Annotated in this window: 22 protein-coding genes and 5 pseudogenes; 17 read left to right on the top strand and 10 right to left on the bottom strand. The window is 60.0% G+C overall.

Annotated elements, in window-relative coordinates:
* Positions 1 to 321 precede the first annotated feature (321 nt).
* Together LMTR13_RS12415 and LMTR13_RS12410 are read left to right on the top strand one after the other, a co-directional pair.
* Positions 322 to 777: a DUF2231 domain-containing protein gene (locus LMTR13_RS12415; protein WP_065728131.1), complete on the top strand. Its 456-nt coding sequence runs from the start codon at positions 322 to 324 to the stop codon at positions 775 to 777.
* A complete protein-coding gene (locus tag LMTR13_RS12410) occupies positions 770 to 2320 on the top strand; it encodes a PQQ-dependent sugar dehydrogenase (protein ID WP_065728130.1) in 1551 nt (516 codons plus the stop codon). The genes LMTR13_RS12415 and LMTR13_RS12410 overlap by 8 nt, the downstream gene beginning before the upstream one ends.
* Positions 2321 to 2459: 139 nt before the next feature.
* Here LMTR13_RS12410 and LMTR13_RS12405 read toward each other — a convergent pair whose 3' ends face one another.
* Positions 2460 to 2834, bottom strand: a complete 375-nt coding sequence (locus LMTR13_RS12405) for a Rossmann-fold NAD(P)-binding domain-containing protein (protein WP_065728129.1) — start codon at positions 2832 to 2834, stop codon at positions 2460 to 2462.
* 304 nt (positions 2835 to 3138) lie between these two features.
* Here LMTR13_RS12405 and LMTR13_RS42420 point away from each other — a divergent pair, with 304 nt between their 5' ends.
* From LMTR13_RS42420 to LMTR13_RS12395, 3 genes are all read left to right on the top strand, one after another.
* Complete coding sequence (locus LMTR13_RS42420; protein WP_236843362.1) at positions 3139 to 3909, top strand: ABC transporter substrate-binding protein; 771 nt, start codon at positions 3139 to 3141, stop codon at positions 3907 to 3909.
* Positions 3837 to 4382, top strand: a complete 546-nt coding sequence (locus LMTR13_RS43315; protein ID WP_335622097.1) for an ABC transporter substrate-binding protein — start codon at positions 3837 to 3839, stop codon at positions 4380 to 4382. Before LMTR13_RS42420 ends, LMTR13_RS43315 begins: the two co-directional genes overlap by 73 nt.
* Before the next feature lie 641 nt (positions 4383 to 5023).
* Positions 5024 to 5290: a PDZ domain-containing protein gene (locus LMTR13_RS12395; protein WP_065728128.1), complete on the top strand. Its 267-nt coding sequence runs from the start codon at positions 5024 to 5026 to the stop codon at positions 5288 to 5290.
* A 445-nt stretch (positions 5291 to 5735) separates the two neighbouring features.
* Here the strand turns inward: LMTR13_RS12395 and LMTR13_RS12390 are convergent, their stop codons facing one another.
* Positions 5736 to 6410 carry a DUF502 domain-containing protein gene (locus tag LMTR13_RS12390; RefSeq protein ID WP_156795585.1) on the bottom strand — a complete coding sequence of 225 codons (675 nt, stop codon included), beginning with the start codon at positions 6408 to 6410 and terminating at the stop codon, positions 5736 to 5738.
* A gap of 637 nt (positions 6411 to 7047) precedes the next feature.
* Between LMTR13_RS12390 and LMTR13_RS12385 the strand changes: the two genes are divergently transcribed.
* Positions 7048 to 8304, top strand: a complete 1257-nt coding sequence (locus LMTR13_RS12385; RefSeq protein ID WP_236843361.1) for a mechanosensitive ion channel family protein — start codon at positions 7048 to 7050, stop codon at positions 8302 to 8304.
* A 75-nt stretch (positions 8305 to 8379) separates the two neighbouring features.
* Here the strand turns inward: LMTR13_RS12385 and hflC are convergent.
* Both hflC and hflK read right to left on the bottom strand, forming a co-directional pair.
* Positions 8380 to 9272, bottom strand: a pseudogene (gene hflC, locus LMTR13_RS12380) (protease modulator HflC).
* On the bottom strand, positions 9269 to 10387 hold the full coding sequence (gene hflK, locus LMTR13_RS12375) for an FtsH protease activity modulator HflK (RefSeq protein WP_065728125.1): 1119 nt from the start codon (positions 10385 to 10387) through the stop codon (positions 9269 to 9271). Before hflK ends, hflC begins: the two are co-directional and overlap by 4 nt.
* Before the next feature lie 716 nt (positions 10388 to 11103).
* On the opposite strand from hflK, the gene LMTR13_RS12370 reads away from it, so the two are divergent.
* The 7 genes and pseudogenes from LMTR13_RS12370 (at position 11104) to LMTR13_RS42410 (ending at position 18923) form a co-directional block, all read left to right on the top strand.
* Positions 11104 to 11706 (top strand): c-type cytochrome, encoded by a 603-nt coding sequence (locus LMTR13_RS12370; RefSeq protein WP_065728124.1) that lies wholly within the window; start codon positions 11104 to 11106, stop codon positions 11704 to 11706.
* Between the two features lie 1382 nt (positions 11707 to 13088).
* Complete coding sequence (locus tag LMTR13_RS12365; protein ID WP_065728123.1) at positions 13089 to 14303, top strand: amino acid ABC transporter substrate-binding protein; 1215 nt, start codon at positions 13089 to 13091, stop codon at positions 14301 to 14303.
* 172 nt (positions 14304 to 14475) lie between these two features.
* A complete protein-coding gene (locus LMTR13_RS12360; RefSeq protein ID WP_065728122.1) occupies positions 14476 to 15375 on the top strand; it encodes a branched-chain amino acid ABC transporter permease in 900 nt (299 codons plus the stop codon).
* On the top strand, positions 15330 to 16439 hold the full coding sequence (locus LMTR13_RS12355; RefSeq protein WP_236843360.1) for a branched-chain amino acid ABC transporter permease: 1110 nt from the start codon (positions 15330 to 15332) through the stop codon (positions 16437 to 16439). Before LMTR13_RS12360 ends, LMTR13_RS12355 begins: the two co-directional genes overlap by 46 nt.
* Entirely contained in the window at positions 16436 to 17179 is a 744-nt protein-coding gene (locus tag LMTR13_RS12350) for an ABC transporter ATP-binding protein (protein ID WP_065728121.1), read from the top strand. Before LMTR13_RS12355 ends, LMTR13_RS12350 begins: the two co-directional genes overlap by 4 nt.
* Positions 17180 to 18067, top strand: a complete 888-nt coding sequence (locus LMTR13_RS12345; protein ID WP_083218993.1) for an ABC transporter ATP-binding protein — start codon at positions 17180 to 17182, stop codon at positions 18065 to 18067.
* A gap of 649 nt (positions 18068 to 18716) precedes the next feature.
* A pseudogene (locus tag LMTR13_RS42410) lies at positions 18717 to 18923 on the top strand (PRC-barrel domain containing protein).
* Between the two features lie 399 nt (positions 18924 to 19322).
* On the opposite strand, the gene LMTR13_RS12335 reads toward LMTR13_RS42410, so the two are convergent.
* Complete coding sequence (locus tag LMTR13_RS12335) at positions 19323 to 19694, bottom strand: DUF3024 domain-containing protein (protein WP_065728119.1); 372 nt, start codon at positions 19692 to 19694, stop codon at positions 19323 to 19325.
* Positions 19695 to 19771: 77 nt separating this feature from the next.
* Positions 19772 to 19916: pseudogene (locus tag LMTR13_RS43645) on the bottom strand (IS66 family transposase); the annotation flags it as partial.
* Positions 19917 to 20107: 191 nt separating this feature from the next.
* On the opposite strand from LMTR13_RS43645, the gene LMTR13_RS12330 reads away from it, so the two are divergent.
* Both LMTR13_RS12330 and LMTR13_RS12325 read left to right on the top strand, forming a co-directional pair.
* Positions 20108 to 20698: a YqhA family protein gene (locus LMTR13_RS12330; RefSeq protein ID WP_197521078.1), complete on the top strand. Its 591-nt coding sequence runs from the start codon at positions 20108 to 20110 to the stop codon at positions 20696 to 20698.
* 310 nt (positions 20699 to 21008) lie between these two features.
* On the top strand, positions 21009 to 21446 hold the full coding sequence (locus LMTR13_RS12325) for a hypothetical protein (RefSeq protein ID WP_065728118.1): 438 nt from the start codon (positions 21009 to 21011) through the stop codon (positions 21444 to 21446).
* 101 nt (positions 21447 to 21547) lie between these two features.
* Here LMTR13_RS12325 and LMTR13_RS39120 read toward each other — a convergent pair.
* Positions 21548 to 21781, bottom strand: a pseudogene (locus LMTR13_RS39120) (transposase domain-containing protein); the annotation flags it as partial.
* On the opposite strand from LMTR13_RS39120, the pseudogene LMTR13_RS12320 reads away from it, so the two are divergent.
* Both LMTR13_RS12320 and LMTR13_RS12315 read left to right on the top strand, forming a co-directional pair.
* Positions 21778 to 22729, top strand: a pseudogene (locus tag LMTR13_RS12320) (DMT family transporter); the annotation flags it as partial. The pseudogenes LMTR13_RS39120 and LMTR13_RS12320 sit on opposite strands and share 4 nt — an antisense overlap.
* Positions 22730 to 23319: 590 nt before the next feature.
* A complete protein-coding gene (locus LMTR13_RS12315; RefSeq protein WP_065728117.1) occupies positions 23320 to 24276 on the top strand; it encodes a LysR family transcriptional regulator in 957 nt (318 codons plus the stop codon).
* Here LMTR13_RS12315 and LMTR13_RS12310 read toward each other — a convergent pair.
* Genes LMTR13_RS12310 through trbG form a run of 3 tightly spaced genes read right to left on the bottom strand, consistent with a single transcriptional unit; the run spans position 24252 to position 26633 of the window.
* The gene (locus LMTR13_RS12310) at positions 24252 to 24491 is read right to left on the bottom strand and encodes a DUF2274 domain-containing protein (protein ID WP_065728116.1); all 240 of its coding nucleotides are present in this window, start codon (positions 24489 to 24491) and stop codon (positions 24252 to 24254) included. The genes LMTR13_RS12315 and LMTR13_RS12310 overlap by 25 nt on opposite strands.
* Positions 24492 to 24495: 4 nt before the next feature.
* The gene (locus tag LMTR13_RS12305) at positions 24496 to 25689 is read right to left on the bottom strand and encodes a TraB/TrbI/VirB10 family type IV secretion system protein (protein ID WP_065728115.1); all 1194 of its coding nucleotides are present in this window, start codon (positions 25687 to 25689) and stop codon (positions 24496 to 24498) included.
* A complete protein-coding gene (gene trbG, locus LMTR13_RS12300) occupies positions 25686 to 26633 on the bottom strand; it encodes a P-type conjugative transfer protein TrbG (RefSeq protein ID WP_418219792.1) in 948 nt (315 codons plus the stop codon). Before trbG ends, LMTR13_RS12305 begins: the two co-directional genes overlap by 4 nt.
* Positions 26634 to 26642 lie beyond the last annotated feature (9 nt).

Here is a 26642-nt window from a genome sequence, read left to right as displayed (position 1 = left end):
ATGAGATCCCGGACGATCCCCTTGCTGCCATTGACCGCGATCAGGTCGCCATCCGAAACGGGTTTCTGACGCTGAGAAGAATACTCGCGAGGAAGTTCTCGGCGACGTCACGGAAGGCTAGACCGGAAATGATGCCGACCAAATCTGTATTTGCGGCGCTTTTGTTCGAACAATTGACGAGCGGACAATGTTACGGCGACCGAACGTACAGTTCCAGACTGACTGGCGCATGCTTTTCGCCGATTCATTCCATGGTCAGAGGAACAATGCGACCGCCCGCAAATTCGATATGTTTCGAGCAAACCGTAGTGGACATGACCGATGACGCACGTACATACCCCCGCGACCGCGGCAATCGCCGGGCAGCCGATTCACTCAATGCTCGCGCAGTTCCCGAACGTCTGCTTCACGCTGACGCTGCTGACCGACATCGCATACTGGCGAACCTCGCATCTAATGTGGCAGGAATTCTCGTCCTGGCTGCTTCTCGCCGGGCTTGTCTTCGGCGCGCTCGCCTTGATCGCGGGCCTCATCGATTTCCTCTTCCGCTCGACGGTGCGCGCGCCGGCACCCGCGTGGCCCCATGCCGTCGGCGGCGTGGTCGTCCTCGCGTTGGCATTTCTCAACAGCCTCGTCCACGCTGGCGACGGCTGGACTGCCGTTGTGCCTTGGGGTCTCATCCTCTCTGTTGCGACCGTCATCGTGATGGTCGTCAGCGACTGGCTGGGCCGTGCACTTGTGTTTCGATATGGCGTGGGAGTGAGACGACATGACTAGGCGCATTCGATTGCAGGGCGCTGCCGCGTTTGCCGGCAGTTGCCTGCTCGTCGCGACCCTCGCAGGTTGCAGTGACAGCGGCTCGGATTTCGACGTTTCGCAACAAGTCGGACCTGATCCGGTCCTGCCGGAACCGAGCCACTCACTTGTACCCCACTTGAAGGTGGCCGAGGTGGTCGGCTGGAATGAGGGTGATACGCCGTCTATCCCGAGCGGGCTCAAGATCACGGCCTATGCCCGCGATCTGGCCCACCCGCGCACGGTACATACCCTGCCGAACGGAGACGTGCTCGTCGTTCAATCGCGCACTCCGCCCGGCAAGCCGGTCTCGCGGCCCAAGGACCTCATCCGCGGCTGGATCATGTCGTACGCGCAGGGCGGTGGTGGCGAACAGAAGAAGAGCAACCTCATCACGCTTCTGCGCGACACGAACCGCGACGGCACAGTCGACGAGCGACATGACCTGCTGGCAGACCTCAAGTCACCGTTTGGCGCCGCCTGGTACGACGATACGCTCTATGTGGCCGCGGCCGATGCGATCCTGGCATATCCCTACCGGCTCGGCGACACTAGGATCGCCGCCCAAGCGAAAGTGCTGACGCCATTGCCCGGCGGACCGATCAACCATCATTGGACCAAGGATCTCGCGCTCAGTCCGGACAGCCGTTTTCTTTACGTGTCGGTCGGCTCTAACTCCAATGTCGCGGAAAGAGGGCTGGAGGCCGAGAAGGGGCGCGCCGCTATCTGGCAGGTGGACCGGCAGACCGGCGCATCCCGCGTCTACGCGTCTGGCCTGCGTAATCCTAACGGCCTGACGGTCCATCCGCAAACGGGCGAGCTCTGGGCCGTGGTGAACGAGCGGGACGAACTTGGCCCCAACCTCGTCCCGGATTACATGACCTCGGTCAAGGAAGGGGGGTTCTACGGCTGGCCATGGAGCTACTTCGGCAATCATGTCGACGAGCGCGTCCACCCGCCCCGGCCCGACATGGTCGAAAAGGCGATCGCTCCTGATTACGCGCTTGCGAGCCACGTTGCCGCGCTCGGAATGACTTTCACGCTGAACTCGGCGCTTCCGGAGGAATATCGAAATGGTGCTTTCGTGGGCCAGCACGGTAGCTGGAACCGCAACTCCTTTTCCGGTTACAAGGTGGTCTACATCCCCTTCGAGGAAGGCGCGCCCGCCGGCAAGGCGCGGGATGTCGTGACCGGCTTCCTTGACGACGATCAGGCCCGCGGCCGGCCGGTTGGCCTCGGAATAGACGGCACCGGCGCGCTGCTCGTCGCGGACGACGCCGGAGACATGGTCTGGCGCATAGCAGCCGCAGACGGCTCCATGACGCCGCAGCCCGTCGGCACGGACCAGATCACGGTCGGCCTTGCTGGAGGCCGCGCGCAGGGTGCGGCAGCGCCGCGCGGCGCGAGTGGACAGGAAGGGGCCACCTCCCCTTCCGGCGATGCGGCGCCCCCGAAACCGCCGCAGATGAACATCGCTCCGTCCGTACTACCGCCAAGGCCAGGCCTGGGACACTCAGAAAACTAAGGCCAATAGAATTACCGCTCGCGGAAAGCGCGTCGGTCTGAAATGCACACTCCGACTCGAACCATAGCAAGCTCACGCATCCTTGAATGCAGGCCAACGGCGCCAATCACAAGGTCGAAGCGCCGCTCGCCGCCATGGCTCAATTGCACAGAGACGCCGGCCGCATCCTGGTAGAGTTGACGATCTCCGTTCCGAAAATGACTTCGATCGACCGCTCGATCCCTTCGAACAGCAGCCTGGAGCGCTCGCTGCGCGGCAGGGTAATGTATCTGCCGCCAGTCAACTCGCGAAAGACGTTCGTACCGAAGCCGGCGGCCTTCTTTCCGCTGTCGTCCACGATCCGCAGTTCCTTAATGTGATATCGCGCGCGACCGATCGCAGGCAGCAGTTCCATGCGCTCGGCGAGATCGTATCCATGTCCCCAGAAATCGATGACATAGCCGCCGTCGCGCAGTGATCGCGCCTTCTCGATTAAAGTCGGCTCAAACCCGCCGGCCTTTAACCAGTACGCCAAGGGTTTTCCGGCTCCCGATATCAGTATTGCTCTCACAATCTAATCAAGCTATGCGGACGAAGTGAGAACTTTTTCCAACCAAGCGAAAGGAAGCGTTTGCCGCTGGCGCCTACCCGCTTGTCGTCCTGCCCCCTCCCCTTCTTTCGTCAGCAGTCTGAACGGACGAACCGATTGTGGGGGATAAGTGCACACACGAATCTGGTACGGGACTGGACAGTTTCCGGCGCCACACCGGTCGCCGGCCGGAACATCGGCCTGAGCTCATGCGTTGGACTTGAGTTCCTTTTTGCTCCGGCGCCTCGACATGAGCTTATCGCGCCGCACGTTCCTGCAAGCCGCGTCGGGCTTGATGGTCACGCCTTCGGTTGCTAGCCAGCATCGAGCTGTTCAGCGAATCGGTGCGGATTATCGGCAATGGCGTCATGGTCTCTCCTTGGTCGGCGAACTGAAGTACCCGCCGGATTTTGCGCATTTCGACTACGTCAATCCGCAAGCGCCCAAAATCGGCGTGGTGCGCCGCGGCGCTCTCGGAACGTTCGACAATTTCAACATGGCCGTGGACGGCATGAAGGGCGTGCTCGCCGTCGGAATCGACCTCGTTCACGAGACGCTGCTTACGCTGGCGCTCGACGAAGTGTCATCAGAATACGGCCTGCTTGCCGAGGCCGTCAGTCATCCGGGGGATTTCAGCTCGGTAACGTACCGGCTGCGCGCGGAGGCCAAATGGCATGACGGCGCACCAGTCACGCCAGAGGACGTCGTCTTTTCCTTCCGCGCATTCAAGGAGCACAACCCACGACTTTCGACCTATTATCGCCATGTCATCAATGACGAGATCACCGGTCCGCGCGAAGTTAAGTTTTCTTTCGATGCGGCGGGCAATCGCGAGCTGCCTCAGATCGTTGGTCAACTCACGGTGTTGCCAAAACACTGGTGGCAGACGACGGATGCGTCCGGGAAGAAGCGTGAGATCGCCGACACCACGCTGGAGCCTCCGCTCGGATCAGGTCCATACCGGATCAAGAGCTTCGAGGCTGGCCGTACCATCGTATACGAGCGCGTGGAGACCTATTAGGCGAGAGATCTCAATGTCCGGGTCGGACAGAGCAACTTCCACGAATTGCACTTCGATTACTATCGCGACTCAGCCGTGCAGTTCGAGGCCTTCAAGGCCGATGCTTTCGACTGGCACAACGAGAATGTCGCCAGGAACTGGGCCACGTCATACGGCTTCTCCGCAGTTACGCAAAAACGTGTGGTGCTCGAGGAGTTTCCGATCCGCAACGTCGGAGTCATGCAGCCTTCGCGTTCAACACCCGACGCGGAAAATTTGTCGACCCTCGATTGCGCCGCGCGTTCAATTTCGCTTTCGATTTCGAAAGCGTCAACAGGAGCATCTTCTACGGGCAATACACGCGCGTCGCGAGTTATTTTCAGGGCACCAACCTTGCCTCATCCGGGTTGCCGGAAGGCCGAGAACTCGAGATCCTCTCTCCATTGCGCGAGCAGGTCCCCGAGGACCCCTTATTGGAATCCAGTCAGCGGTAGCCCGGCGGCTAATCGCAAGAACCTGCTTGAGGCAATGAAGCTGCTTGAAGTGTCCAGGTTTGCAGTGCGCGATCTGAGGCTTATCGACCTCAAGACCGACAAGCAGCTCAAGGCGGAATTTTTACTTTCAGACCCGACTTACGAACGGTTTGTTCTGTTCTATCAGGCTTCGCTCGCACGACTGGGGATCGACGCTTCGGTAAGCTCGGTCGATTCCGTTCAGTGTGAGGAGCGATTGCGCAACTTCGACTTCGATATCGTGGTTGCCAGCTGGGCAGAGAGCCTAACGCAATGAGCTCCGCGATTATTCTGGATCGCGCGCGGCGGCGACGCCAGGTTCCCGCAATCTCATCGGCATCGCCGACAAGGCGGTCGATCAGCTCATCGACCGTATCGTTTACGCCGTCAATCGCACTGAACAGATTGCTGCGACCCACGCACTAGACCGCGTCCTGCTCTGGCATCATGATGTTGTACCGCAGTGGAGCATCAACAAGGTTCGCACGGCGCGATTGAACCGGTTTGCCAAACGGACGTCATGCCCACCTACGGAATGTCGGCTTCCCTGACATCTGGTGGTGGGACGAACAGCTCGCGGCCAGAATGGATGGCTCCGCCTGACGGCCACCCATCGGCTTGTTGTGACCGACGTCGATCCTGAAGGCCCGGCCGCGGATCATGGCTTGCGAACCGGCGATGTCATCCTGAACCTCGGCGGCGAGGCAGTAAACAACGCGGGCGACATCCGCAACGCACTTTCCGACGCGAAAGCCGATGCCAAGCATCACGTGCTGATGAAGATAAAGACCTCGGGGGTCACCAAGTTCGTCGCGATCCCGTCGGTTGATACTGAGGTGCCCGCCTGCGCATTCTTCGGTCTTCGGACCCGCCAGGCGGCAAACCTCTAGGAGGCGGGATTTTCAGTCCCGCCTCTCTCTCAAGTCCAACCCATCCAACCCGGATGCCTGATAGCGCCGCCTGGACGCCCGTATACATTTTTCCCAGATATGTTCTGGCGTGGCAGGAAACCGCTTGGCACGAGCGCGATGGCTTGTGCGGCTATGAGCATTGTGATCGGGCCTCCTTCGAAGGCTTGTTCAAATATCCACTCGATCCTGGACTGACGTTCGCGCGCTGATAAGTTACAGCTTAAGCAAGCTGCGCATGCGGCATCCCTGTCGACGGCGATCGGGCACACATCCGATACTTGGTTGCTCGCACGTTATTGACTGTCAGCAGGTGGTTGGGGGCTGGAGCCTTCAACCGCGCCAATGTGCCGCGCCACATCGCGTTGATTAGTGACCGAGCGCACCGGCAGTGCTTCTTAACCAAATCCCGTCTGTCTTCCATTCATCAGGAGCGCGCGACTGTCGGGATAACCTCGCGGCCGAGTACCCCGAAGGAAAAGTAGAGTTTTATCAGCGCGTCTGCGTCCATGCTGGGAACGGGTATCACTGCGGTTTCCGGTACCAAAACCAGGCCACCCCAAGCGGGAAGAGGCGAAGTTGGTAGATAGACCAACAACCGTCGGTCGCCGCCAACATCGAAAACATCATCGACCGCGAGCAAGGCAGGAACGTCCGCCCCTTGATCTCCTCCGAGGCGGCACATCACAACTGGCAGGCCGGCCAAGTCCGCTTTGCTCCCGACGAAGAGACGAACGACTTGGGAAACCGGGCGATAGATAGATCGAAATAGAGGCACCGTCGCCAGCACGTCGTCTAGCGTCCGATCGAGTGCGCGTCGTGCCTTAACTCGCACGACAAAGCCAAGGAGCCAAAGGCTCGCTAGGACGATGCAAACACCGATGAGAAAGGCAATTAGCCCACGTTTCTGCCCGATGATCGCCGCGCCGCCGCTCGTCAGAAGATCGCCGATCCACGTACCCGGGCCGATGATCGCTCCAACTGTGCCGATGACCCAAGCGATGATCAAGACGGTCAGCATAAACGGCAGCAGAATGAACATGCCAGTCAGCAGATTTCCAATGATACCTATTCGCCAAACCTTTCCTAATATCGAGCGCATTGTCGACACCTCCAGCTTGGACCAGGACCAGGACGCCGTTAGTTCAGCAGTTGAACTGCGCTAGTCATGAGGGCTATATGTACGCGCTGTTGGCGCAATCAACCTAATGAATCACGAGCCGAGCGCTTCGACCCGCAAACTCTAACGATAACTACAAGGCAGTTACCTCAGTGCGGTGACGCACTGGGTTTGACGTGGCGTGAAGTTGACGATCCTCCATGGCGAGGTTGGAATGGCGAGATCGAACACATAGCTGTATCCTGGCCTCTCCGAAGGAGCGCCTAGCCACCTACCACCTTAGTGATAGGAACCTGTAGCCCGCCAATCTGCGGCGTGTTTGGTTTCTCGGAAGACGGTACCGGAGCTTCGTAAATGTCCATGGCTCAGTTTCGTTACTGGTGCGCTACCGGACCAATCGCCCGCTTTTCGGAAAACCGCCCAATCCAAACCCCAGAGCCGGGGAACGAACGCAGAGATTCTGGCTTCTCCCAATATGTGGGTTCCTTGGACCCTTTAGGCTCGATGGAATGATGATGTGCTGTGGCTGGCGTGCCCGCATCCGGCCAATCGAGCCGGCTTCCAAGTTCGCCCAGACGACGGAACACATGAACGTTGACCCGAGGGAAAAGCCAACTCGTTGGCGATTGACGCCAACCGGATCCACAGCTCGATTGGAAACGTGATGCAAGACTGGATCTCGTCGGTGGCCACCGCCATAAGCCCGATGCCCGTCTGGATCATCGTCGTAGCGACACTTTTGGTGGCCGTAGTTGCCGGGCTTCTGCTTCATCGATTGCTATTTCTCACTATTGGTAAGTGGCTCCGCAATACCGAGCATTATGTCTGGCTGCTGGTCCTGGAGAAGCTACGGGCTCCATCCGCCCTTGCCGCTGTCATTTTTTTCACGACATCGCTGCTGCAATTGACCCCCATTAGTGGCGCGCTGGCTGCTCTTCTTGCTCGTGTCCTGCAAATCGCTCTAATTGCGCTACTCACATGGATAGCGATCGTCGTCACCGAAATCTTTGGTTCGGTCTATCTTCGCCGTCTACAAGTCGACGTGGAAGACAACCTCCTTGCGCGCAAGCACGCCACGCAAGCGCGAATATTGAAACGTGCCGCAGTCACCGTGATTGCCGTGATCGGAACCGCATTCGTGCTGATGAGTTTCGACGCGGTTCGGCAATACGGCGTCAGCCTGTTCGCATCCGCAGGCGTGGCAGGACTTGCGGTAGGCCTCGCTGCGCGCCCGCTGCTGTCAAATCTGATCGCCGGCGTTCAGATAGCCATGACACAGCCGATCCGCATTCAAGATGTCATTATCGTGGAGGGAGAATACGGCACCGTCGAGGAGATCACCTCAACCTGCGTCGTGGTGCAATTGTGGGACTGGCGCAGAATGGTACTGCCTCTAAATTACTTCATCGAAAAGCCGTTCCAAAACTGGACCAGAGAGAACTCGTCCATCATCGGCGCTATCACATTCAACGTCGACTATTCGACGGACGTCGCGGCGATACGCTCGAAGCTGAACGAGATAGTTGCAGAGAATCCGAGATGGGACCGTCGCATTGTGAACCTACAGGTTACGGATGCTACAGCGGATACCATCCAATTGCGGGCTCTCGTCAGCGCTGCAACATCAGCCGCCGCGTGGGACCTCAGATGTGAGGTCCGGGAAGACCTCATCGAGTTCGTCAACACCAAGATGCCGGAATGCCTGCCGCGTCGTCGTCAGCAGCTGGTTGATCGCGAGGCCGCCGCCCCTCCTTTGCCGCCCGCCGACAACGTTGAGGCTCGGCAGCCAGAGAAGGCCGGACTGGTAGGGAGTCGCTCGCGCTCGCAAGTCGCCGGGCAGCGAATACCGAGATCGGCGTCTAAGGGGAAGTCCTAACACGGTGTTCCGCCTCCAAGATCGACAAGATGAGGATCACCCCTGCTCGAATGCTGGGCGGCTGCCGTTGCGCGATCAGTCGGCTGCCTGGACCGTGCCGGGCTCGCCTGACGGGCTGTCGAAATACTGGAAGAACTCCGAGTCCGGCGACAGCAGCATGCGCGTGTCGTCGGAAGAAAATCCCTGCTCGTATGCCCGCATGCTGCGGTAGAACGCAAAGAAGTCTGGATCGCGTCCGTATGCCGCAGCAAAGATCGCATTGCGCGCGGCGTCCCCCTCACCGCGAATCTTCTCGGATCTGGAATTCGCTTTCGCGACAATAATCGTGGCCTCGCCTCGGCGCGCGCGCGAATCTCTTGAGCATGCTGGTCGCCGAGCGCACGGATGCGTGCCGCCTCGCGCTGCCGCGCGGTCTGCATACGCTTGTAGACGGCCTGGCTGTTCTGTTCAGGCAGGTCAGCCCGCCGGATGCGCAGGTCCACAACCGAGATGCCCATGTCCGCCGCCGCGCGATCGACCTGCTCGCGCATCCGTCCCATCAGCTTAGGACGTTCGTCGCGCACGACGCTGACAAAGCTCGCCTCACCGAGTACGCGGCGCAGAGATGAAATCATCAAGGTCGACAGTCTTGAATTCGCGCGTTCGATCGACTTCACGGTTTGATAGAAGCTCAAGGGATCATGAATGCGGTAGCGCGCAAAGACATCGACGATCAGCCGCTTTTGATCAGACGCGATCACCTCCTGGATCGGTGCTTCGAGATCGAGAATCCGCTTGTCGATGTAAACGACGTCATCGATCAGCGGCCACTTCACCTTGAGCCCCGGCTCCGTTATCACGCGCACCGTCTCACCGAACCGGATCACGAGCGCCTGTTGGGTCGGATGCACGCTGAACAACGCGCCGGCCACAAGGACGACGCCCACAACAGTCGAGACGGCGCTGGCAACGACAAACGTGAATCTCATTGCGTATCTCCTTTCGCCCTGTCCTCCTCTGCGCTGGACTTCCCCTCATGGCGCTTCAGCTCGTTGAGCGGCAGATACGGAACCACGCCCGAGCCACTCGCATCGACATCGACGATGATTTTTTCGGTGCCTTGGAACAGATGCTCCATCGTCTCGATATGCAGCCGGCGCCGCGTGACCTTTGGAGCCTTTGCGTACTCGTCAAGCACCTTCGTGAACCGCTCGGCTTGCCCCTTCGCCTCGACTACCGCCTGCTCCCGATAGGCCTCGGCGGCCTGCACGACTTGCGCTGCCTTGCCGCGCGCCTCGGGGATGACCCGGTTGGCGAAGGCCTGCGCCTGGTTTTCTGCGCGCTCGGCATCAGCGCGCGCGGCCTGGACATCGCGAAAGGCATCGATAACCTGCTGAGGCGGATCGACTCGCAGCAACTGGACTTGGGTTACCAGGATGCCAGCGTCGTAGTGGTCCAGCGTCGCCTGCATCAGCTCGTGCACCTCTGTCTCGGCAACCTGCCGTCCTCCCGTCAGGATAGGGTGCAGCATCGACCGGCCGATCACCTCGCGCATCGCGCTTTCGGCCACCGCTTTGACGGTGCTTTCCGGATTGCGAACGTTGAACAGGTAATCCGTCGTGCCACCCGGCCTCGGACTGACGCGCCAGAAGACGGAAAAATCCACGTCAACGATATTCTCGTCGCCGGTGAGCATCAGCCCCTCCTCCGGAACGTTCTGCTCCACGGCGACGCGGCGCTTGTCGCCTCCAAGCCGCATGCCAACATCGATCCAATTGATGCGCATAACCTTGGGCGTCAGCGCCTGCTCAATCGGATACGGCAAGTGATAGTTCAATCCGGGCTGAACTTCACGTTGAATCTTTCCGAACCGGAGGACGACGTCATGCTCGTCGGGTTGGACGCGAAAGAAACCGGAGAAACCCCACAGCATGACGGCCACCAGAGCCAACACGACAATGCCCTTTCCCCCGTAACCGCCACCGGGAAACCAAGTGTTCAGCTTGTCCCGCGCCCGTCGGATCCGCTCCTCGAGATCCCGCTCACGCGGGTCCCATGACGGGGGCCGAGTGCCCCACGGTCCCCCGGGCGTGTTCGTGGGCATGTGCTTCCTCCAACGTCGGATCTTCGGCGGCCAGCGGCAGGACAGGTCGATCCTCCGTCACCTACCTTCTGAATGCGGTGAGGAAGGTGAGCCTGTAGAGATTGACGGTGCCACTTAACGCCACACGTGGGGCGCAGTCGTTCTCGTGGCCACAGCCTTCGATCGAAGCAAACTTCGCGTACTATCTCACAGAGGCCGCTGTTCTTGGGTCTGAATGCGCGTCCATCGAAGCGGTTCTGCCTTCCTCGACCTCATGTGCGAGAAGTTGGTGCGCTGATGTACAAAACGCCATTTCAGGCTCCGGGTTGATATCAGCCGGCACCTCGCGCCAAACGCTTTTGTCCTGCACAATCCATAGAGCGACCCCTGTGCGCTGGAGAGCCCGCTTCTGCGAACACCACTATCGAATCGATGGCAGGAAGTGTGCATCCAGCCAGTCCTCGAGCACGCGTGAGCGCGCGGAGGCTGTAGGCCGCGGCGCGACAATGGTGCGCGCGGTTGGGCGGTCGTGCTAGGCCCAATGCAGGCAGGGAAGATATGGCAATGCCAAAACCTTCGTACGCTGCCATACATTGACGCGAACTTCTTGCTGGTCCGTACGGTTGAGACGTTGTGCCCTTGGGTCATAAGAACTCGACGGCCTAGTGAACTGTCAGAGCCATCTGCGAGTTCGTGACTAAGGAGAGGCATTGGCGTTGAAGGTCAACTCGTGCCCGATGAACAGCTTTGAACTCAACAAACTTCTCGGTGCGATCCTGGGTATTTGCACCATTCTGGTTGCGGTAAATATCGCCACAGACGCGATCTTTGCGCCCGAGGAGCCAGAGAAGCCCGGTTACGAGATTGCGGTCCAAGAACCGACGGCCGCCAACAAGGACAATGTCGAAGAGCCTGCTGAGCCGGAGCCAATCGAACAACGTCTGGCCAGAGCAAGTGTCGAGCGAGGCATGAGTGCAGCAAAGAAATGTGCAGCCTGCCACACATTCGACGAGGGCGGCCAGCACCGCGTCGGTCCCAATCTCTGGGGCATCGTCGATCGGCCGCGAGCTTCGACGGAGGGTTTCAAATACTCGACCGCGATGAAGGACAAGGGCGGAGCATGGACGTTCGAGGAACTCGACAGATTTCTGGCGAATCCGCGTGGCTATGTCCCCGGCACATCAATGACATTCGCCGGCATTTCTCGCGCGCGAGAGCGGGCTAACGTTATCGAATACCTGCGAACGCTGGCAGAGAATCCGGTGGCCCGCCCCAAAACGGCAGAGTCTCCGCCACAGACTCGGAGCAATGACAAAGACGTACCACCCAATTTGCATTGAATTCTGCAGACGTTTGGTCCGCTGTTTGCAGGCCATCTCCAAGGCGCCGATGAACACTGCATCTGACGCGATACTACGCGTGCATCCCGACTATCCTGGTGGGTGAGATGAGATCGATGACGTGAAAATAGCACTCGAAAGGCATGCGCGATTTGCACCTTGCCATGGAGGTTCTGCGGATGAGACTGCATCGCGCGCGGCGCGCCAGTGGGACCTCTGACATCGTCGTGCGCGTGTGGAGCCCATCGTTATCGCGGTGTGCAAATGCTGGCGCTGCGAGCCACTTCGCGGATGTTGCGCAGGTTTGCGCGACGGCTGCTTCCAGCGGCACGCATCTTAAATGGCCATCTATCGCGTCCTCGCCGATTCAGCCGCTTTCTTTTCTGTAATGAAGTCGTGCTGCACTGGAGAACACCCAATCGAATCGCCGATCCCAGGCAGTACATGCGGCGCGCCGACGGCGGCCAGCTTCACGATGTCTTCGCAAGCTTGAGGAACTCCGACGCGCACGCCTCGGCAGGTTTTACGCCACCAGGCATTGTTGCCCAGCCGTTCTTCTCGACATAGTCGCCACGTTCCCAGGAACTTTCCTTCTGCAACGCGGCGATATGTGTCGTCTGCTCGCGACGCGAGCTTGAATTGGGCGACGCATATCGGCGTCGGCGCAGAAATGACTGCTCGTTCTGCCTTGCGATCTGCGGTTTGTTGGGCGGTCCCGGTTGTGACCACCCAGCCCGCGAAGGCGACGATGGTAATGAGAACCGCCCCCGCTGCTGTACCCCCAGAGAGCTGGCTTGATCTGATCAGGGATGAGCAAGCTCTTCGTCACCCCCATGTCATAAAAGGCCAATTGACGTAGTATGTGCCATTCGCGATCCAGGGTGAGCACCGATTTGTACATTTCTGTACCAACTTTCCGAACACCGGCGGCGCTAAGCCCTTTTTACCAACGAACAGACCCGCTTCGAGTAGAATACTGCTGCGGCCGCTTCGGGTGCGGCGGCAGGCATGGACCTGGCGCATTTCCCACTGAAGCGCTGAATCCGCAGAGACAAGCCCGACCCGCCGATACCGCTGCATCGGCAGGCCTAGACACCGCGGTGATCAGTACGCAGCCGTACAATGCCGTGAACCTCGGGATTCCTGATCGCTTGACATGATGCGTCTGGCTAGATGAGAGGAGTCAGGCGGTTGGCTCTCTGAAATTGGCGAATAGCGTTGGTACGCGGAGCATGAAGAATATTTGCGGAGGACCCGTATCGCCGTGCTGGAAAACAAGCCTGATGTTTCAATGCAAGGAACCTCTGCACGGGGCCCGCGTTTGAGGGAAATAGTTCGCGCAAGAGCAAGAGGAGGGGCAGACATCCAGGGAGGATTCAAGCATGCTGCATTATGCTACACTTGTCGGTGTGGTCGCCGCGAGTCTCGTGGTCGCTCCTGCATACGCAAAATCCCAAGATACGATCCTGCTCGGCGCCGCCGTGTCGCTGACCGGCAAGTACACCACAAACGGAGAGCACACCCAACGCGGCTACGATCTCGCCGTGAAGAAGATCAACGAAGCCGGCGGCGTCAAGGTTGGCGATAAGAGCTACAAGCTCCAAATCAGATATTACGACGACGAGTCGACGCCCGCGCGCGGCGCCGAGCTCGCTGAGCGCCTGATACAACAGGACGGTGTCAAGTTCATGCTCGGTCCATATTCCTCCGGCATGACCAAGGCGATCGCGCCGGTAACCGAAGAGCACAAGGTGCCCATGGTGGAAGCCAACGGAGCCTCGCGCTCCCTGTTCACCAATGGCTGGAAGTATATCTTCGCCACGCTCTCGACGTCGGAGCAGTATCTCGCCAGCGCTGTCGCGCTGGTTGCAGAGAATGCGAAAGATCTCGGCAAGGAAGTGCGTGAGGTTAAGGTGGCGCTGGCCTTCGAAAACGACCCCTTCAGCCAGGATGTGCGCGCCGGCGTGCTAGAGGACATGAAGAAGTTCGGCATGGAGGTGGTTATCGACGACCAGCTGCCGCGCGAGCTCAACGACATGACCGCTACGCTGACCAAGGCAAAGGCCCTCAAGCCGGACATGCTGATCGTCTCCGGACACTCCAAGGGAGCGGCAACGGCAATCCGCCAAATCAGTGAATTGAAGGTCAAAGTGCCGGTGCTCGCCCTGACCCACTGCGACGCAGCCGACGTCATAGGCCAATTCGGCGAGGCGGCGGAGTACACGCTCTGCGCCACCCAGTGGGCTCCAACCTTGGCATACTCCGACGATCTGTTCGGCTCGGCGGCGCATTTCGCCAAGCTGTTCGAGGAGACCTACGGCTACGCGCCGCCCTACCAGGCCGCGGAGTCGGCTGCCGCCGTCCAAGTCTACGCAGACGCGTTTGAGCGCGCCGGTTCGCTGGATCCGCAGGCAGTGCGTGACGCACTCGCCGCCACGGATATGAAGACGTTCTACGGGCCGATCAAGTTCGATGACACAGGCAAGAACATCGCCAAGCCGATGGCGCTTTACCAGGTCCTCAACGGCGAGTACAAGGTCGTCGCACCCTCCGACTTCGCCGAGACCAAGGCGGTGATTCCCCGGCCGTCCATGTGACGGGCGCTCAAGGGTGAGGCCGCTCTTGGCGGCTGTTACACCATCCTCCCCGGACGGGAGGATGGGTCGCTGGACGCAACGGCTTCACTCTCGCGCGCGACCTCAAGTGGTGGTGCGCGCAACAGGAGGCGGACAGCATGAACGACAACCCCAACGGCGTCCCTAAGTCGTGATGGACAATATTACGATCCTGCTTGAGGCCCCGGTCATCACGCTGGATCTTGTGCTCAACGGGCTGCTGATCGGCGCCCTCTTCGCGCTGGCTGCGTATGGCATGGCGCTCGTGTGGGGGGTAATGAATATCATCAATATTGCCCAAGGCGAGTTCGTCATGCTGGGCGGCTATGTGGCGATCGTCATGGGAGTCGCCGGCATTCATCCCCTCTTTGCCGTGCCGGTCGCCGCCGCGTTTATGTACGTTATCGGCTGGGCGCTCTTTCACCTGGTGATCTTCCGGGTCGTCGACCGGGACATCTTCATCTCCATCCTCGCGACATTCGGCATCTCGATCGTACTCCAGCAGCTCATGAACACCCTGTTCGGCGGTAATGTGCAGGTCGCCGACGCCGGTCTCGGTACGGCGCTCCTGATGGGCGGTATGGTGACGCTCGCCAAGATCAAACTCCTCGCCTTTGCGCTTGCCACGGTGCTCGCGGTGGCGCTCGTTATCTTCCTCAGGCGCTCGCGCCTCGGTCAGGCAATCCGGGCGACGGCACAGAATGCGCGCGCCGCGCGAGTCCTTGGCATCGACACCGACAGGGTCTACGCCGCGACCTACGGCCTCAATGCCGCCTTGTGCGGTGCATGCGGCGCGCTGGTCGCCATGGCTTACACGATCCACCCCTATATTGGTCTGCCCTACACCATTCGTTCGTTCATGATCGTGGTGGTGGCGGGACTCGGCAATCTCGCTGGCGTCATCGCGGCGGGGCTCGGGCTCGGGGCGGCGGAGAACATCGCCGGTTTCGTGCTCGGTACGCAGTACCAGCTCGCCTTCGTGTTCCTGCTCTTGGTGGTGGTGCTGGTTTGGCGCAATTGGCGCCTGGCGAGAAGAAGGCAGTATCTGAAGTGAGCGTCGCGGTGTACAGACCCGTCGGCTATCTAGCTATCCTCGCCATAGGCATTGTCGCGCCCTTTCTGTTCCCTGCCTACCAGTCCCAAATGGCAGAGCTATGGCTGTTCATTGTTTTCGCGCTGACTTGGGACCTGGTGGGCGGCCAGATGGGCTACAACTCCTTCGGCAATGTGGTGTTCCTCGGCGTCGGCATGTATGCCTGCGTGCTCGCGCAGGTTGGCCTGTTTTATCCCGTCTCCACTTACAACGCCGCGCGCGGCGGCGGGGCGACCGTCTTCACCTTCGATATGACGCAATATCTCGAAGGGCTGGCCATCGGCCTGCCGGTGGGCGCTCTCCTTGCCACCCTAACTGCCCTCGCCCTGGGATCGATCGTGCTTGGGATGCGCGGGCACTACTTTGCCATCTGCACACTGGGCCTCGGCATCGCTGCCGGCGAAATCGCCAATGGCTGGGAGTGGATCGGCGCCGGTTCGGGCATGGTGCCGCCCAATGCGCCTGACGCCGTGGGCGATCTCTCACGCTTCTATTACTATTTGGCGCTGGCGCTTGCCGTCGTCACATTCCTCGTTCTGCGCTGGCTCTACATGACGCGCTTTGGGCTCGCCATCAACGCCATCCGCGACAATGAGGACAAGGCAGAGGCGATGGGGCTCAAGACCACGCAGATCAAGGTGACGGCGTGGATGATATCGGCGTTCTTCCTCGGCATCGCTGGCGGGATTCTCGGCAATTTGAAACGTTTTATCGACCCCATCGACACGGCCTTCGCCGGCCCAACATATGGGGTGTGGATGGTGCTCATGGCCATTCTCGGCGGCAAGGGTACGCTGTGGGGGCCGGTGATCGGTGCCGTCGTATTCCAGGTGCTCAAGGAGGCCAGCTGGACCTATCTCCTCGGCTGGCAGCGCGTCGTACTTGGCCTGGTGATCGTGGTCATCGTGGTGTTCTTCCCGCAAGGCATCATGGGCTTCGTGCGCGAGCGCTTTCCGGACTGGTTCGGGCATCGCGTGGAAGGCGGCACGATCGCCGGCCCGGCGCGCAAGGAAACGTTGCGATGACTGCGATGCTCGAGGTCAAGAATGTCTCGAAGTCTTTCGGCGCCGTGCGGGCCAACGAGTCGATCAGCCTTGAGGTGCACGAGGGCCGCATCGTCGGCCTCATCGGGCCGAACGGATCGGGCAAGACGACGCTGTTCTCATCGATCGTCGGTGCCCATCCGGTCGACGAGGGCTCGATCCGCTTTCAGGGCCGCGAGATTTCTCGCCTGCGCGTCGCCGACATCGCCCGGCTCGGGCTCATCCGTACCTTCCAGCAGACGCGTATCTATGGCGGTATGACCTGCGTTGAGAACATGCTGATCTCCGCCTCCCAACGCGGCAGCAATCTCCTCGACCTATTTCACATCAGAAGCGCCGCGCGGGGTCGCCAGGCCGAGGATCTCCTTGCATTCGTCGGGCTTCATGCCAAGCGCCATCTGAGGGCCGGCTCACTGTCGTTCGGCCAGCAGAAGCTTCTCGAATTTGCCATGGCGCTCATGAACGAGCCGAAGATGCTTATGCTGGACGAGCCAACCGCCGGCATCAACCCGACACTGATTGACGGCCTGATCGACCGGCTCAAGCAAGCTAACGCAACGTTTGGCGTCACGCTGTTTATCATCGAGCACAATATGCGCGTCATCATGAGCCTTGCCGAGCGCATCTACTGCCTGGCTCATGGCGAGCTGCTGGCCGAAGGGCGGCCTGAGGAGATCCGGAACGACCGGCGCGTAATAGACGCTTATCTGGGAGCGCACTGAATGAGATCGAGCAACAAGACCGAGCATAGGAAAGCGGCGGAGATGGCCGGGTTCCCCGGCGACGGCGGCTCGGTCGGCCCGGCGATGTCAGTCACCGACGTGGCACGCGAGGCAGAGCAGTTCGCTGCCGACGCGCCGCCCGTAGAGACGCTCAACGCCCTCGCCGGTGACACCCCCCTTCTGACTATCGACCGCTTGCGCGCCGGCTACGGGCCGATGGAGATTCTGCACGACTTTTCGCTGCGCGTGGGGCGCGCCCAGTCTCTGTGCCTCATCGGGCCGAACGGTGCGGGCAAGTCGACCGTGCTTCACACCGTTTTTGGCTTCACCAGCATCTATGCTGGAGCTGTGCGCCTTGCCGGGCATGACGTGACCCAGCTCAAGCCCAGCGACAAGCTCAGACGAGCCGGCATTGCCTATGTACTGCAGGACAACTCCGTCTTCGCCGACATGACAGTGGAAGAGAATCTATGGATGGGCGGCTATCTCATGAACACGCCCAGGGGGGCCAAGTCCGCCGCCGAACGCATATTCACCAAGTATCCCCGGCTGGCCGAGAGGCGCCATATGCCGGCTCGTGTTCTATCTGGCGGCGAGCGTAGGCTGCTCGAGATCTCGCGGGCCCTGGTCATGGATCCGGAGTTGCTCCTGATCGACGAGCCGTCCATCGGGCTTGAGCCGCGCTTTATCGAGATGGTCTTCGAGATTCTGGACGAGCTCCAGCACCGCGACGGCAAGACCATCCTAATGGTCGAGCAGAACGCCAAGAAAGGGCTGGAATTCGCCGATATCGGCTATGTCCTGGTATCCGGGCAGCTCGCCCGCGCCGGCAAGGGCACGGAGCTCGTCGCCGATCCCGATGTCGGGCGCCTGTTCCTGGGCGGATGATATGCGCTTTCACATCGGGGGAATTGGTTGGCCTGCCGACCTCCGCCGCGATGCCGAGTGTCGCGACCGGCGATTCATCCGCACGACCACGGCGAGCCCCTGCGCCCCAGTGGCAGCCCTGGTCTTGGAAGCGTCCCTCACCTCCGAGACGCATTGTCAGCCGGACTGCCGGCCTCAGGGCTGCATGTGCTGATGGCAAGCAGTTCGGCAGTGGAGGAGGCATGCAATGCGTTCCTTCGTGTCCTAATTGATATGCGCGTCGGCGCCGTTGATGGAAGGTTTTGGAACAGTCCCGCCAGAACATCAGCGCACAATACGGACGGCAGGAGAACCCCTGTACTGACCGTGCACGTACCGTTGGTTTCTCACGGTCCCAACGAGCGACGAAGAGTTGGTACGCAATTGCACCGATCCATTTTGCGACATGAGTTTGACTCACCTTCGACCAAGAGAACGTGAAAAGCTTGCCGCGCACTGGCTAAACGTTGATAGGTCCTTATCGCGATGCGCCGACGTTAGTGTCGTGGGCTAAGGATTGCAGGCCGTCTGCGACGTGTTCGCACGACCTCGCAAGTGCCAAAAAACAGTTGTGGCTCTTGGCGTCCGAGTTCTGATGCTGCCTTGCCCCAAATCTTCAGTGGATATGGAAATGCCACTCGTCAAGGAATGCGCTTACACGATCCTGGTATAATACGCACAAGCTCAGACCGAATTGATCGGGAAGGCGGTTGTGCTCAGCGATGGAAAAGCAGGAACGATCGACGGACTCTTCTTCGAATTGCACGGCTTGCGCATTTCGGTCAGCGGGCACGCCGGAAAATGGCCTATTTCGACCATTAAGCTTATACAGAACTAGCTCCAGAGCCGGTTTGCCAGCCGCCTGATCCGCGCGCTGCCCCCTACTCTTACCTGTGTCCCTCGCGATCAAAACAAAGCTGATCTCATCGTCCTGCGTAGCGTTAGGACCGAGAACGACGATGCATTTGTTCCGCATCTTAGCCCTGCCATTCCATTTGCCTTCGTCTGCGTTGCGACACTCGTCTATTTCGTCGAACACATAGTAGGCCGCATCAACGTCAACACGTGATCAAACCTCGTGAGTGAGGAGATGCACGCCGCGATACAACAGCTGACGACTGAAACCCGCCAAGCCGATCCGCCGGCTCCCACATTCTGGAGAGACGCCACTCCGGTGTTGGCTACCGTATCCGTCCGGCGAAGACCGCGGGTACCTAAGCTTGCAGAGTTCCGGCGTTCAGGGTGGATGGAGCAATCCATCGGATCTTAGGGTGTCGACCGCTTCGGCGAGGGTGAGGCCACGATGGAGGCAGAACCATTCTCCGGTGTGACGGTGCCACTGGATGTTGAAGCGATTGCGGCTGATCCAGTCGAGGCGGGCGAACGGGGCGTCGAACTTTTCGCCGAGATTCTCCGGGAAGCCGGAGCGGTAGCGTTGAATGAAGCGATATTTGGTGCCGTGCCACTTTCCCAGGATATCGACGGGATAGTTGAACTGTGTCGGCCGGATAGTGGGTAGGAATCGAGGCTTCAGGAAGTCATCGATCAGTTGCTGGCAGGCGGCCGTCACCGCCGATTTATCTGCCGCGGACAGACCGCTTGCTCTCATGTGTCCTCTTGGCTCACGCCGCGTCGACATGGCTCGGCACTGGCTTTCGCCAGTTCCAGGCCAGAAGCTTGCCCAGGCCAGGCCTGTGGATCGATATCGTTGAGCTTGGCGGTTGCGATGAGGGTGTAGATGGCCGCAGTGCGCCGTCCGCCCTCATCGGAGCCGGCGAAGGTCCAGTTTCTTCTTCCTACGGGGGACCGCTCGTAGTTCGCGTTCGGCGGCACCGATTGGCCTTTTTGTGTCCGATGGCTATCACGACTTGTGTCGCGGGCGTCGCGGCGGGGACTTCGCGACAATAGCCGCAACACGCAGCAGCGTTGTATTCCAATAACCTCAAGAATGCGGGCTAATCCCGATACCCTTCCAGGAACTCCAGTGATCAACATTCATTGATGCCTAGGACTCAGTCCGCCATGGGCTGGAGTGAACGGACACTCAATAGGTATGAAATGAACCTACGTCAGACCGAGCGAGCAGTCATCGTTGCATCGCGTTTCTTTACACTGATCGCCGTCTTTGGATCGCTAATCGGCGCCTTCTTGATGTTTCTGCTGGGGTTCTACAACATTTACGCTGCAGTCACTGTTGGCCTGCAGCCCGCTGACGGGCACTTTGGAACTGCTGCAATCATTTCTGTGATCGAAGCTCTCGATCGATTTTTGATAGCGATTGTACTGCTTTACTTTTCCTACGGCGTCTACTCCCTGTTCATCCATCCGGAGGAGCCGGAAGAGCGCCTTGCGATACCTGCCTGGCTACGCGTGCAGCAGATCGGTCAGCTGAAGCAGGTGGTAACGGAAGTCATCGTCGTCGTGCTGTTCGTGCTCTTTCTCCGTGTTGCCCTGGAAACTTTTGTGCAGAACAAGGCTGCGACGAGCTGGCTCCACCTCGGAACGATTGCATTGCTGCCCGTTAGCATTCTGCTACTGTCGCTTTCTCTGCGAATGGTGGAACTCCACCCAAAGCCTGGGCGGTCCGAGCCAGACAGTGAGAAGCGGCGGTAGTCGGCCGTCTTGTGGCGGAGCAAGATCAGCGCGCGTCAGCATCTGCTTCGGCTTACATCGTGACCAGCGAGGCACCGGGCCACGCGCTGGACGCTCACTCTCACGCTACCGGTTGGCGAGACTACACCACCGCCACACGACGCTGAAGCGATTCCGCGACCACCATCGATTAAGGTAAGCATCCGCCCAAGGCCGCGGGAGACTCTGGTCCGAACTCCATGCCGGCCGTGCAATGATGTGTGGACGGCGTATTTTCCGCGATTGACGGCCGGTTCGTGCGATGGCCTTGTTTCTATCAAGGAGCGAGGTTATGCTGATCGAAGAGCAGCTTCGGGAGCGGCTAAAGAAGGTGGAGGCGCTGTATTTCGGCGCGACTACTGCGGGAGAACGTGATGCCGCCGAAGCCGCAGCAGAGCGGCTGAAGGCCAAGCTCGAGGAGGCCTGCCGCCGCGATCCCGCCGTCGAGATGAAGTTCAGCTTGCCGGACCAATGGTCGGTCCGATTGTTCATCGCCTTGTGCCGGCGTTATGGCATTCGGCCGTTCCGATATCCGCGGCAGCGCTCGACGACGATCATGGTCAGGGCGCCGCGCCGCTTTTTCGACACCGTGGTGTGGCGGCAGTTTTCTGTCCTTCACACGGACCTCTGGCTCTATTTCGAGCAGACGACGGAGCGGCTGATCCGGGAGGCTATCCACGCCGATACTGCGGACGCCGAGACCGCAGTCGAGCCGGCCGGCCTGCGATGACGCGCATCATGCCGCCATCCCAGTTCGTTCGGGTGCGACACTCCAATTCCACGCCAGAAGATCGCGCAGCCCGTCGATGCCGTTTTGACCCGACGTGATAGTTAGGCTGCCTGAGCGGCGGCGGGATTTGACGCCGTGCGTTTCCATTCCCAGGGCAGCAGCTCATGGAGCCGCCCCTGCGGGATGCCGGCGATGCGGCGGAGTACGTCGGCAAGCCAGGCCAGCGGATCGATATCGTTGAGCTTCGCCGTCATGATTAGCGTGGCCATGGCAGCGGCACGATCGGCACCGCGTTCGGAGCCGGCGAACAGCCAGGATTTGCGTCCCAGAGCTCGCTGGACTGCTGTATCTCGGCGCGGGTTTGGGGTTGGCCGCCGTTCATCTGATACGTGGCGCGCTTGGCCATTCGGCCACGGAAGCTCCTCTCAGAAAGCACGATATTCCAGGGCTGACAGCAATTATCGTTGTTGGCGGCATGCTTGGGCCCTTGCTGATGATGTTGGGTCTCAGTCAAACCTCGGCCGCCTCGGGTTCCTTGCTGCTGAACCTCGAAAGCCTCGCAACAATGGCGATTGCGTGGCTCGTCTTTCGGGAGAACGTTGACAAGCGCCTTCTGTTCGGTCGCGCTGGCAATCGTCCTGGGCGCTCTTCTGCTCGCTTGGGAAGGGCAAAGCGTGTCGCTTGACATCGGAGCTGCTCTGATTGTCGGAGCCTGCATATGTTGGGGGATCGACAATAATCTCACACGGAAGTTGTCGTCCGCCGATCCCATAATCATTGCGACCGTCAAAGGCCTTGTCGCTGGCGGTTCGAGTATCGCCATCGGCCTCTGTCGAACCGCTGCCTTTCCCCCTGTTCACCTCTCGAGCGCGACGGCTCTGCTGGTATTTTTCGCAATAGGCGTAAGCCTCGCTTTGTTTGTGCTGGCGCTGCGCTACCTGGGCACGGCGCGCACGGGTGCTTATTTCTCCCTCGCTCCGTTTATCGGCGCGCTGATTGCGGTCGTCATCGGTGAACCGATCACAATCAAGCTTGCCGCCGCCGCGCTCTTGATGGGATTTGGACTATGGCTCCATTTGACGGAACGGCATGAACACGAACACTTTCACGAAGCATTGTCGCACGAGCACCGTCATGTCCATGATGAACATCATCAACATAGTCACGAGGGGCCGATAACTGAATCGCACTCGCATTGGCATGAACACAAACCGATGCGACACAAACATCCTCACTATCCAGATTTGCATCACCGTCATGGGCACAAAAAGGCCCATCACTAGTGCCTCGTTTCGGTGTCCTGTTTCTTCGTACTTGCCGTGAGAAGCGATTGCTGTGAACGGCACCCAAGACGACGTCTTTCTGGCGAGCGCGTTGCCGACTCTCTCCCGCGTCAATTTCCTGGATTTGGCAGCGACGGCTCTGCGAGCCGCCTCAAAGAGCAAACGTAAGCGCCATCGAAGCCGCTCGCGTCATTCCCGACGATATCGTCGAACTAGGCTTGCGCGAACTGCCCCGCCCTTGATGAAGCGCAGCGTCTCAATCGCGATAACCTTTACACTTGGTCTCTTTTTTATACTCGCCGCTGCGCCCCCACTTGCGTTCGATCTTGCAGGGGCCTCGGAGATGACAAATGGACCTAGCTCGCATAGAAGTCGCGTTGCCTCGATATTTCCCCGACATGCAGCTAGCAACGCTTTTTGACACTCGAATAGAGACCGAACGCCTAGCTACAATAGGTGTTAGCGTTCGTGCAGCTGACACCGTCCTAGCAAACAGAAACGCCCAATAAAGAACACAACTAGCGGATGAAATCACCCGATTCCAAATATCTTATCGATGCTCCTGCATTTTCAGAGCACCATGGTCGCGAATGGCCGACGAACAAGACCACAGGTATTTATCTCTCCGCAATCAATCTGCAACGATCCCCCTTCAACACCTCCGATATGCGGTTGTTTCCGCGGAGTATGGAAGCTTCCGGCGGGCTGCAGAAGCGTTGTTGACGCAGCAGTCAACTCTGAGCCGCTGCATTCGGGAACTCGAGGAATCAATAGGCGTTATTGTGTTCGAGCGATCGAGCGGCGGCGTCTGCGCCACGTCGGCTGGCCGGGACTTTCTCCGAACGGCGCGGTCGATTCTCGAACAAATGGATGCGCTGGTTACGTCAGCCAAGTCTAACGGACGCGGCGAGGCTGGGCGGCTGTCTGTGGGATTCTATACGTCGCTGTCGGCCGGCAATTTACGGGCGACGTTGGTAGATTTCAGGCAGCGGTGCCCACAGGTCGCACTTGGCATGGTCGAAAGGTCGCGGATGCGCCTCGTCACCGCCTTACGCAATGGTGCAATCGACGTTGTCATCGCGACCGACGGGGGACACGTCTTTGACAGCAACGCCTTGCCGCTGTGGAGCGAGCGCGTCCTGGTGGCCTTGCCTGAGGGACATCAACTCGCTGGGAAGAAGGCGATCTACTGGACCGACCTGCGGAATGAGACGGTCCTTCTCAGCCATTATGACCCGGGACGAGAACTTGAGGATCTCTTGTTGGCGAAGCTGATCTCGACAGCAGACCGACCCAAGATCGAACGCCATGACGTCAGCAGAGGCATCATCAAGACCCTCATCAGCATAGGCTTCGGTGTCAGTCTGGTGGCCGAGTCGGATATCGGCGTCACTTTCGCCGGCCTGACCTATCGAGAGGTACGCGATGGTACGGGGCCGAGCCAGGTCAATTATTCCGCGCATTGGCGCAAAGACAACGACAATCCGGCGCTGGCAAATTTCCTCAAACTCCTGGGCGAACGCTATCCCTTGCCTTGCGCCGGCTGACCCTTGCGGCGTGTTTTCGCAAAGGCTCGATCGGTTGCCATGAACCGCGCCAGCATTGGCGCGACCAGCTTTGCCGGGTCCGAGATCGATTGCCCGGTTTCGCGGGTAAGCACGTCAGCGTAAGCCGCGAGGTCGCGATGGACGTCCGCCGGCAGCTCCACGGTGAGCTTTACCGGCTTGTCATCGGTGATGGCGCCGAGCTTCAGCTTCGCCATTCTTTCAGCCTTTGAATGGTTCGAGCACGAGGTCGCGATTGACGATTACCCGCACCGGAGAACCCGGCCGGATTGTCAGGGTCGGCTGGATGTTGAGATTGCGCCGAACGATCTGTTGACCGGTTTGATTCAGGGAATCCCCTGCCCCACGGCGAAGCGCCTGGAGGATGGTATTGTTGGCGTTGCCGGCATCGGCGCCGGTCCCGAGTTCGGCTCCGACACCAAGCAAGGTCGACAGCAGCGCCGCCTTGAAGAGCTCGCCCCAGTGATGATCGATCTCGTCCTGAAGCCCGGCATAGCCTGCGGTATCGGCACCCGGCTGGCGCTCGAGGACGATCGATCGGCCGTTCGGCATGATCAGGCGTGTCCAGACCAGGAGGACGCGCGACTGTCCAAACGCGACCTGGCTGTCGTAGATTCCGATTAGCCGCGCACCCTGGGGCACCAGCAGCAAGCGGCCGGTCGGCGTATCATAGACGTTCTCGGTCACCTGCGCGGTGATCTGCCCCGGCAGATCGGAACGAACACCCGTGATGAGGGCCGCCGGAATAGCGGATCCGGCCTGAATGAGGTAACGGGAGGCCGGTTTCGTCACGCGGTCAGGGCTCGTGGTACGGCGATCGATGGAGGCGTTGACGAACGCCAGCTTGCGATCCTGTCCGTTCTGAGCGAAGGCCTCATCGGACGATGGCGCCGCGTTTGGCGTCGCCTCGGCAGTCACCGCCGCCGCGGGTGACCGCACATTCGTTGATGCAAAGACCTTGCTAGTGCGCGCGGCCTCGCTTTCCTGGCTCATCCGCTGTTGTTCGGGATCCACCGCAAGCGGTCCAGACAGGGCTTGAGCCGCAACAATGGGCCGACCGAGATCGCCTGGCAATGGCGGCCCGAGGCGCGGCACGTCACGCGGAATGCCCGCATAGTCGCGCGGCAGCCCGGCAAGGCCGTCGGCCACAGTATGGTGATCGGTGCTGTAGAGTTCTTCGGAAGCTGGACCACGCGTGCGATTTTGCTGCAGGGCCCACAGCAGGGCTCCTGAGACGAGTACGAGCGCGAGTGCCGTGCCGCCGGCCAAAACCTTCCGCGACAGGCGCGTGACAGGCGGGCGTTGTGGACGGAGGCGCAGTGAGCTGGTTATCTCCTCGGCGCTTTTCAAGGTAGAACCAGGGCCATGGGCGCCGGTCGGCTGGTTATCAGTCACGACGGCCTCCCGTCGCTTCTGACAATTCGGACCTTTTGCTGGGAGTCGCCGCCAAGTCGCAGTTCGGCTGCGGCAAACAGCCGATCGACGATCAGCACGTTACGATTGGTTCGGTAATTGACGATCTCGGGCTTGCCGTCCGGACCGATGACAAACAGCGGTGGCATCTCGCCCTGAACGATGCCGGGCGAGAATTCGATATAGACCTTTCGGCCATCGTCATAGGCGCCGACCGGCCGCCAGGGCGGATTGTCACCCTCCATGGTGTAGCGATAGCGCCGCTGGGAAGCGACGGGAAGAACTGGCGTCAGCGGAACAGCTCGGGCACGACCGGTCCGCTCCTCGGGATAGAACCATGCCACCGAGGGCATGTAAGGCTTTTCACGCGAACGTAGCTCGATGAGATAGGTACGCCGGTCCGTGTTGACCACGAGGTTGGTCTCGATCGAAGGCCGCGTCGGCTTGACCATGATGTGAACGCGTCTGGTATCGCCACTTCCACTTTCGGTATCCCCGACGACCCATCGCACTGTGTCGCCAGCCGAAACCGGCCCCGACCCCGTGAGCTGCTCACCCGGCTCGAGTGCGATATCGGTGATCTGTCCGGGGCTTGCGTAGATCTGATAGAGAGCACCGGGACTAAACGGAAAGACCTGCACAGCATTGAAGTAGCCGGCGCTACGCGGCTCGACGCGCGCAGCGTCATTGGCGGTCTCGACCCGCGCAATAGGCTCCTTTGCCTCAACGTTTCCCTTCTTGCCGCCTTTCGCCGGCGTCCAGGACGGCGGAACGTGTAGCGACCGTGGACGATCTTCAGCTTGCGACGGCGGACTGGGAAGTGGCGGGACATCGTCGTCATAGCTGATCTGTGGCGGCTTGAAGGTAGTACAGCCGCTGAGTGCCAATATGCAAACAAGCACAACCGGGCGCGCAGCCTTGCTAATACTCCGGCT

The sequence above is a fragment of the Bradyrhizobium icense genome, from assembly GCF_001693385.1.
Classification (GTDB): Bacteria; Pseudomonadota; Alphaproteobacteria; order Rhizobiales; family Xanthobacteraceae; genus Bradyrhizobium; species Bradyrhizobium icense.
The sequence above is the reverse complement of the archived record's forward strand: the minus strand, read 5'-3'. Positions and strand labels throughout refer to the sequence as shown.

What these genes read in the sequence shown, in the direction of transcription:
- LMTR13_RS12325 (WP_065728118.1), top strand. Translation starts at nt 21,009, where the DNA reads ATGCTGATCGAAGAGCAGCTTCGGGAGCGGCTAAAGAAGGTGGAGGCG.
- LMTR13_RS42420 (WP_236843362.1), top strand. Translation starts at nt 3,139, where the DNA reads ATGAGCTTATCGCGCCGCACGTTCCTGCAAGCCGCGTCGGGCTTGATG.
- LMTR13_RS12360 (WP_065728122.1), top strand. Translation starts at nt 14,476, where the DNA reads ATGGACAATATTACGATCCTGCTTGAGGCCCCGGTCATCACGCTGGAT.
- LMTR13_RS12350 (WP_065728121.1), top strand. Translation starts at nt 16,436, where the DNA reads ATGACTGCGATGCTCGAGGTCAAGAATGTCTCGAAGTCTTTCGGCGCC.
- LMTR13_RS12370 (WP_065728124.1), top strand. Translation starts at nt 11,104, where the DNA reads ATGAACAGCTTTGAACTCAACAAACTTCTCGGTGCGATCCTGGGTATT.
- LMTR13_RS12315 (WP_065728117.1), top strand. Translation starts at nt 23,320, where the DNA reads ATGGCCGACGAACAAGACCACAGGTATTTATCTCTCCGCAATCAATCT.
- hflK (WP_065728125.1), bottom strand. Translation starts at nt 10,387, where the DNA reads ATGCCCACGAACACGCCCGGGGGACCGTGGGGCACTCGGCCCCCGTCA.
- LMTR13_RS12310 (WP_065728116.1), bottom strand. Translation starts at nt 24,491, where the DNA reads ATGGCGAAGCTGAAGCTCGGCGCCATCACCGATGACAAGCCGGTAAAG.
- LMTR13_RS12410 (WP_065728130.1), top strand. Translation starts at nt 770, where the DNA reads ATGACTAGGCGCATTCGATTGCAGGGCGCTGCCGCGTTTGCCGGCAGT.
- LMTR13_RS12415 (WP_065728131.1), top strand. Translation starts at nt 322, where the DNA reads ATGACGCACGTACATACCCCCGCGACCGCGGCAATCGCCGGGCAGCCG.
- LMTR13_RS12390 (WP_156795585.1), bottom strand. Translation starts at nt 6,410, where the DNA reads ATGCGCTCGATATTAGGAAAGGTTTGGCGAATAGGTATCATTGGAAAT.
- LMTR13_RS12345 (WP_083218993.1), top strand. Translation starts at nt 17,180, where the DNA reads ATGAGATCGAGCAACAAGACCGAGCATAGGAAAGCGGCGGAGATGGCC.
- LMTR13_RS12365 (WP_065728123.1), top strand. Translation starts at nt 13,089, where the DNA reads ATGCTGCATTATGCTACACTTGTCGGTGTGGTCGCCGCGAGTCTCGTG.
- LMTR13_RS12330 (WP_197521078.1), top strand. Translation starts at nt 20,108, where the DNA reads ATGGGCTGGAGTGAACGGACACTCAATAGGTATGAAATGAACCTACGT.
- LMTR13_RS12335 (WP_065728119.1), bottom strand. Translation starts at nt 19,694, where the DNA reads ATGAGAGCAAGCGGTCTGTCCGCGGCAGATAAATCGGCGGTGACGGCC.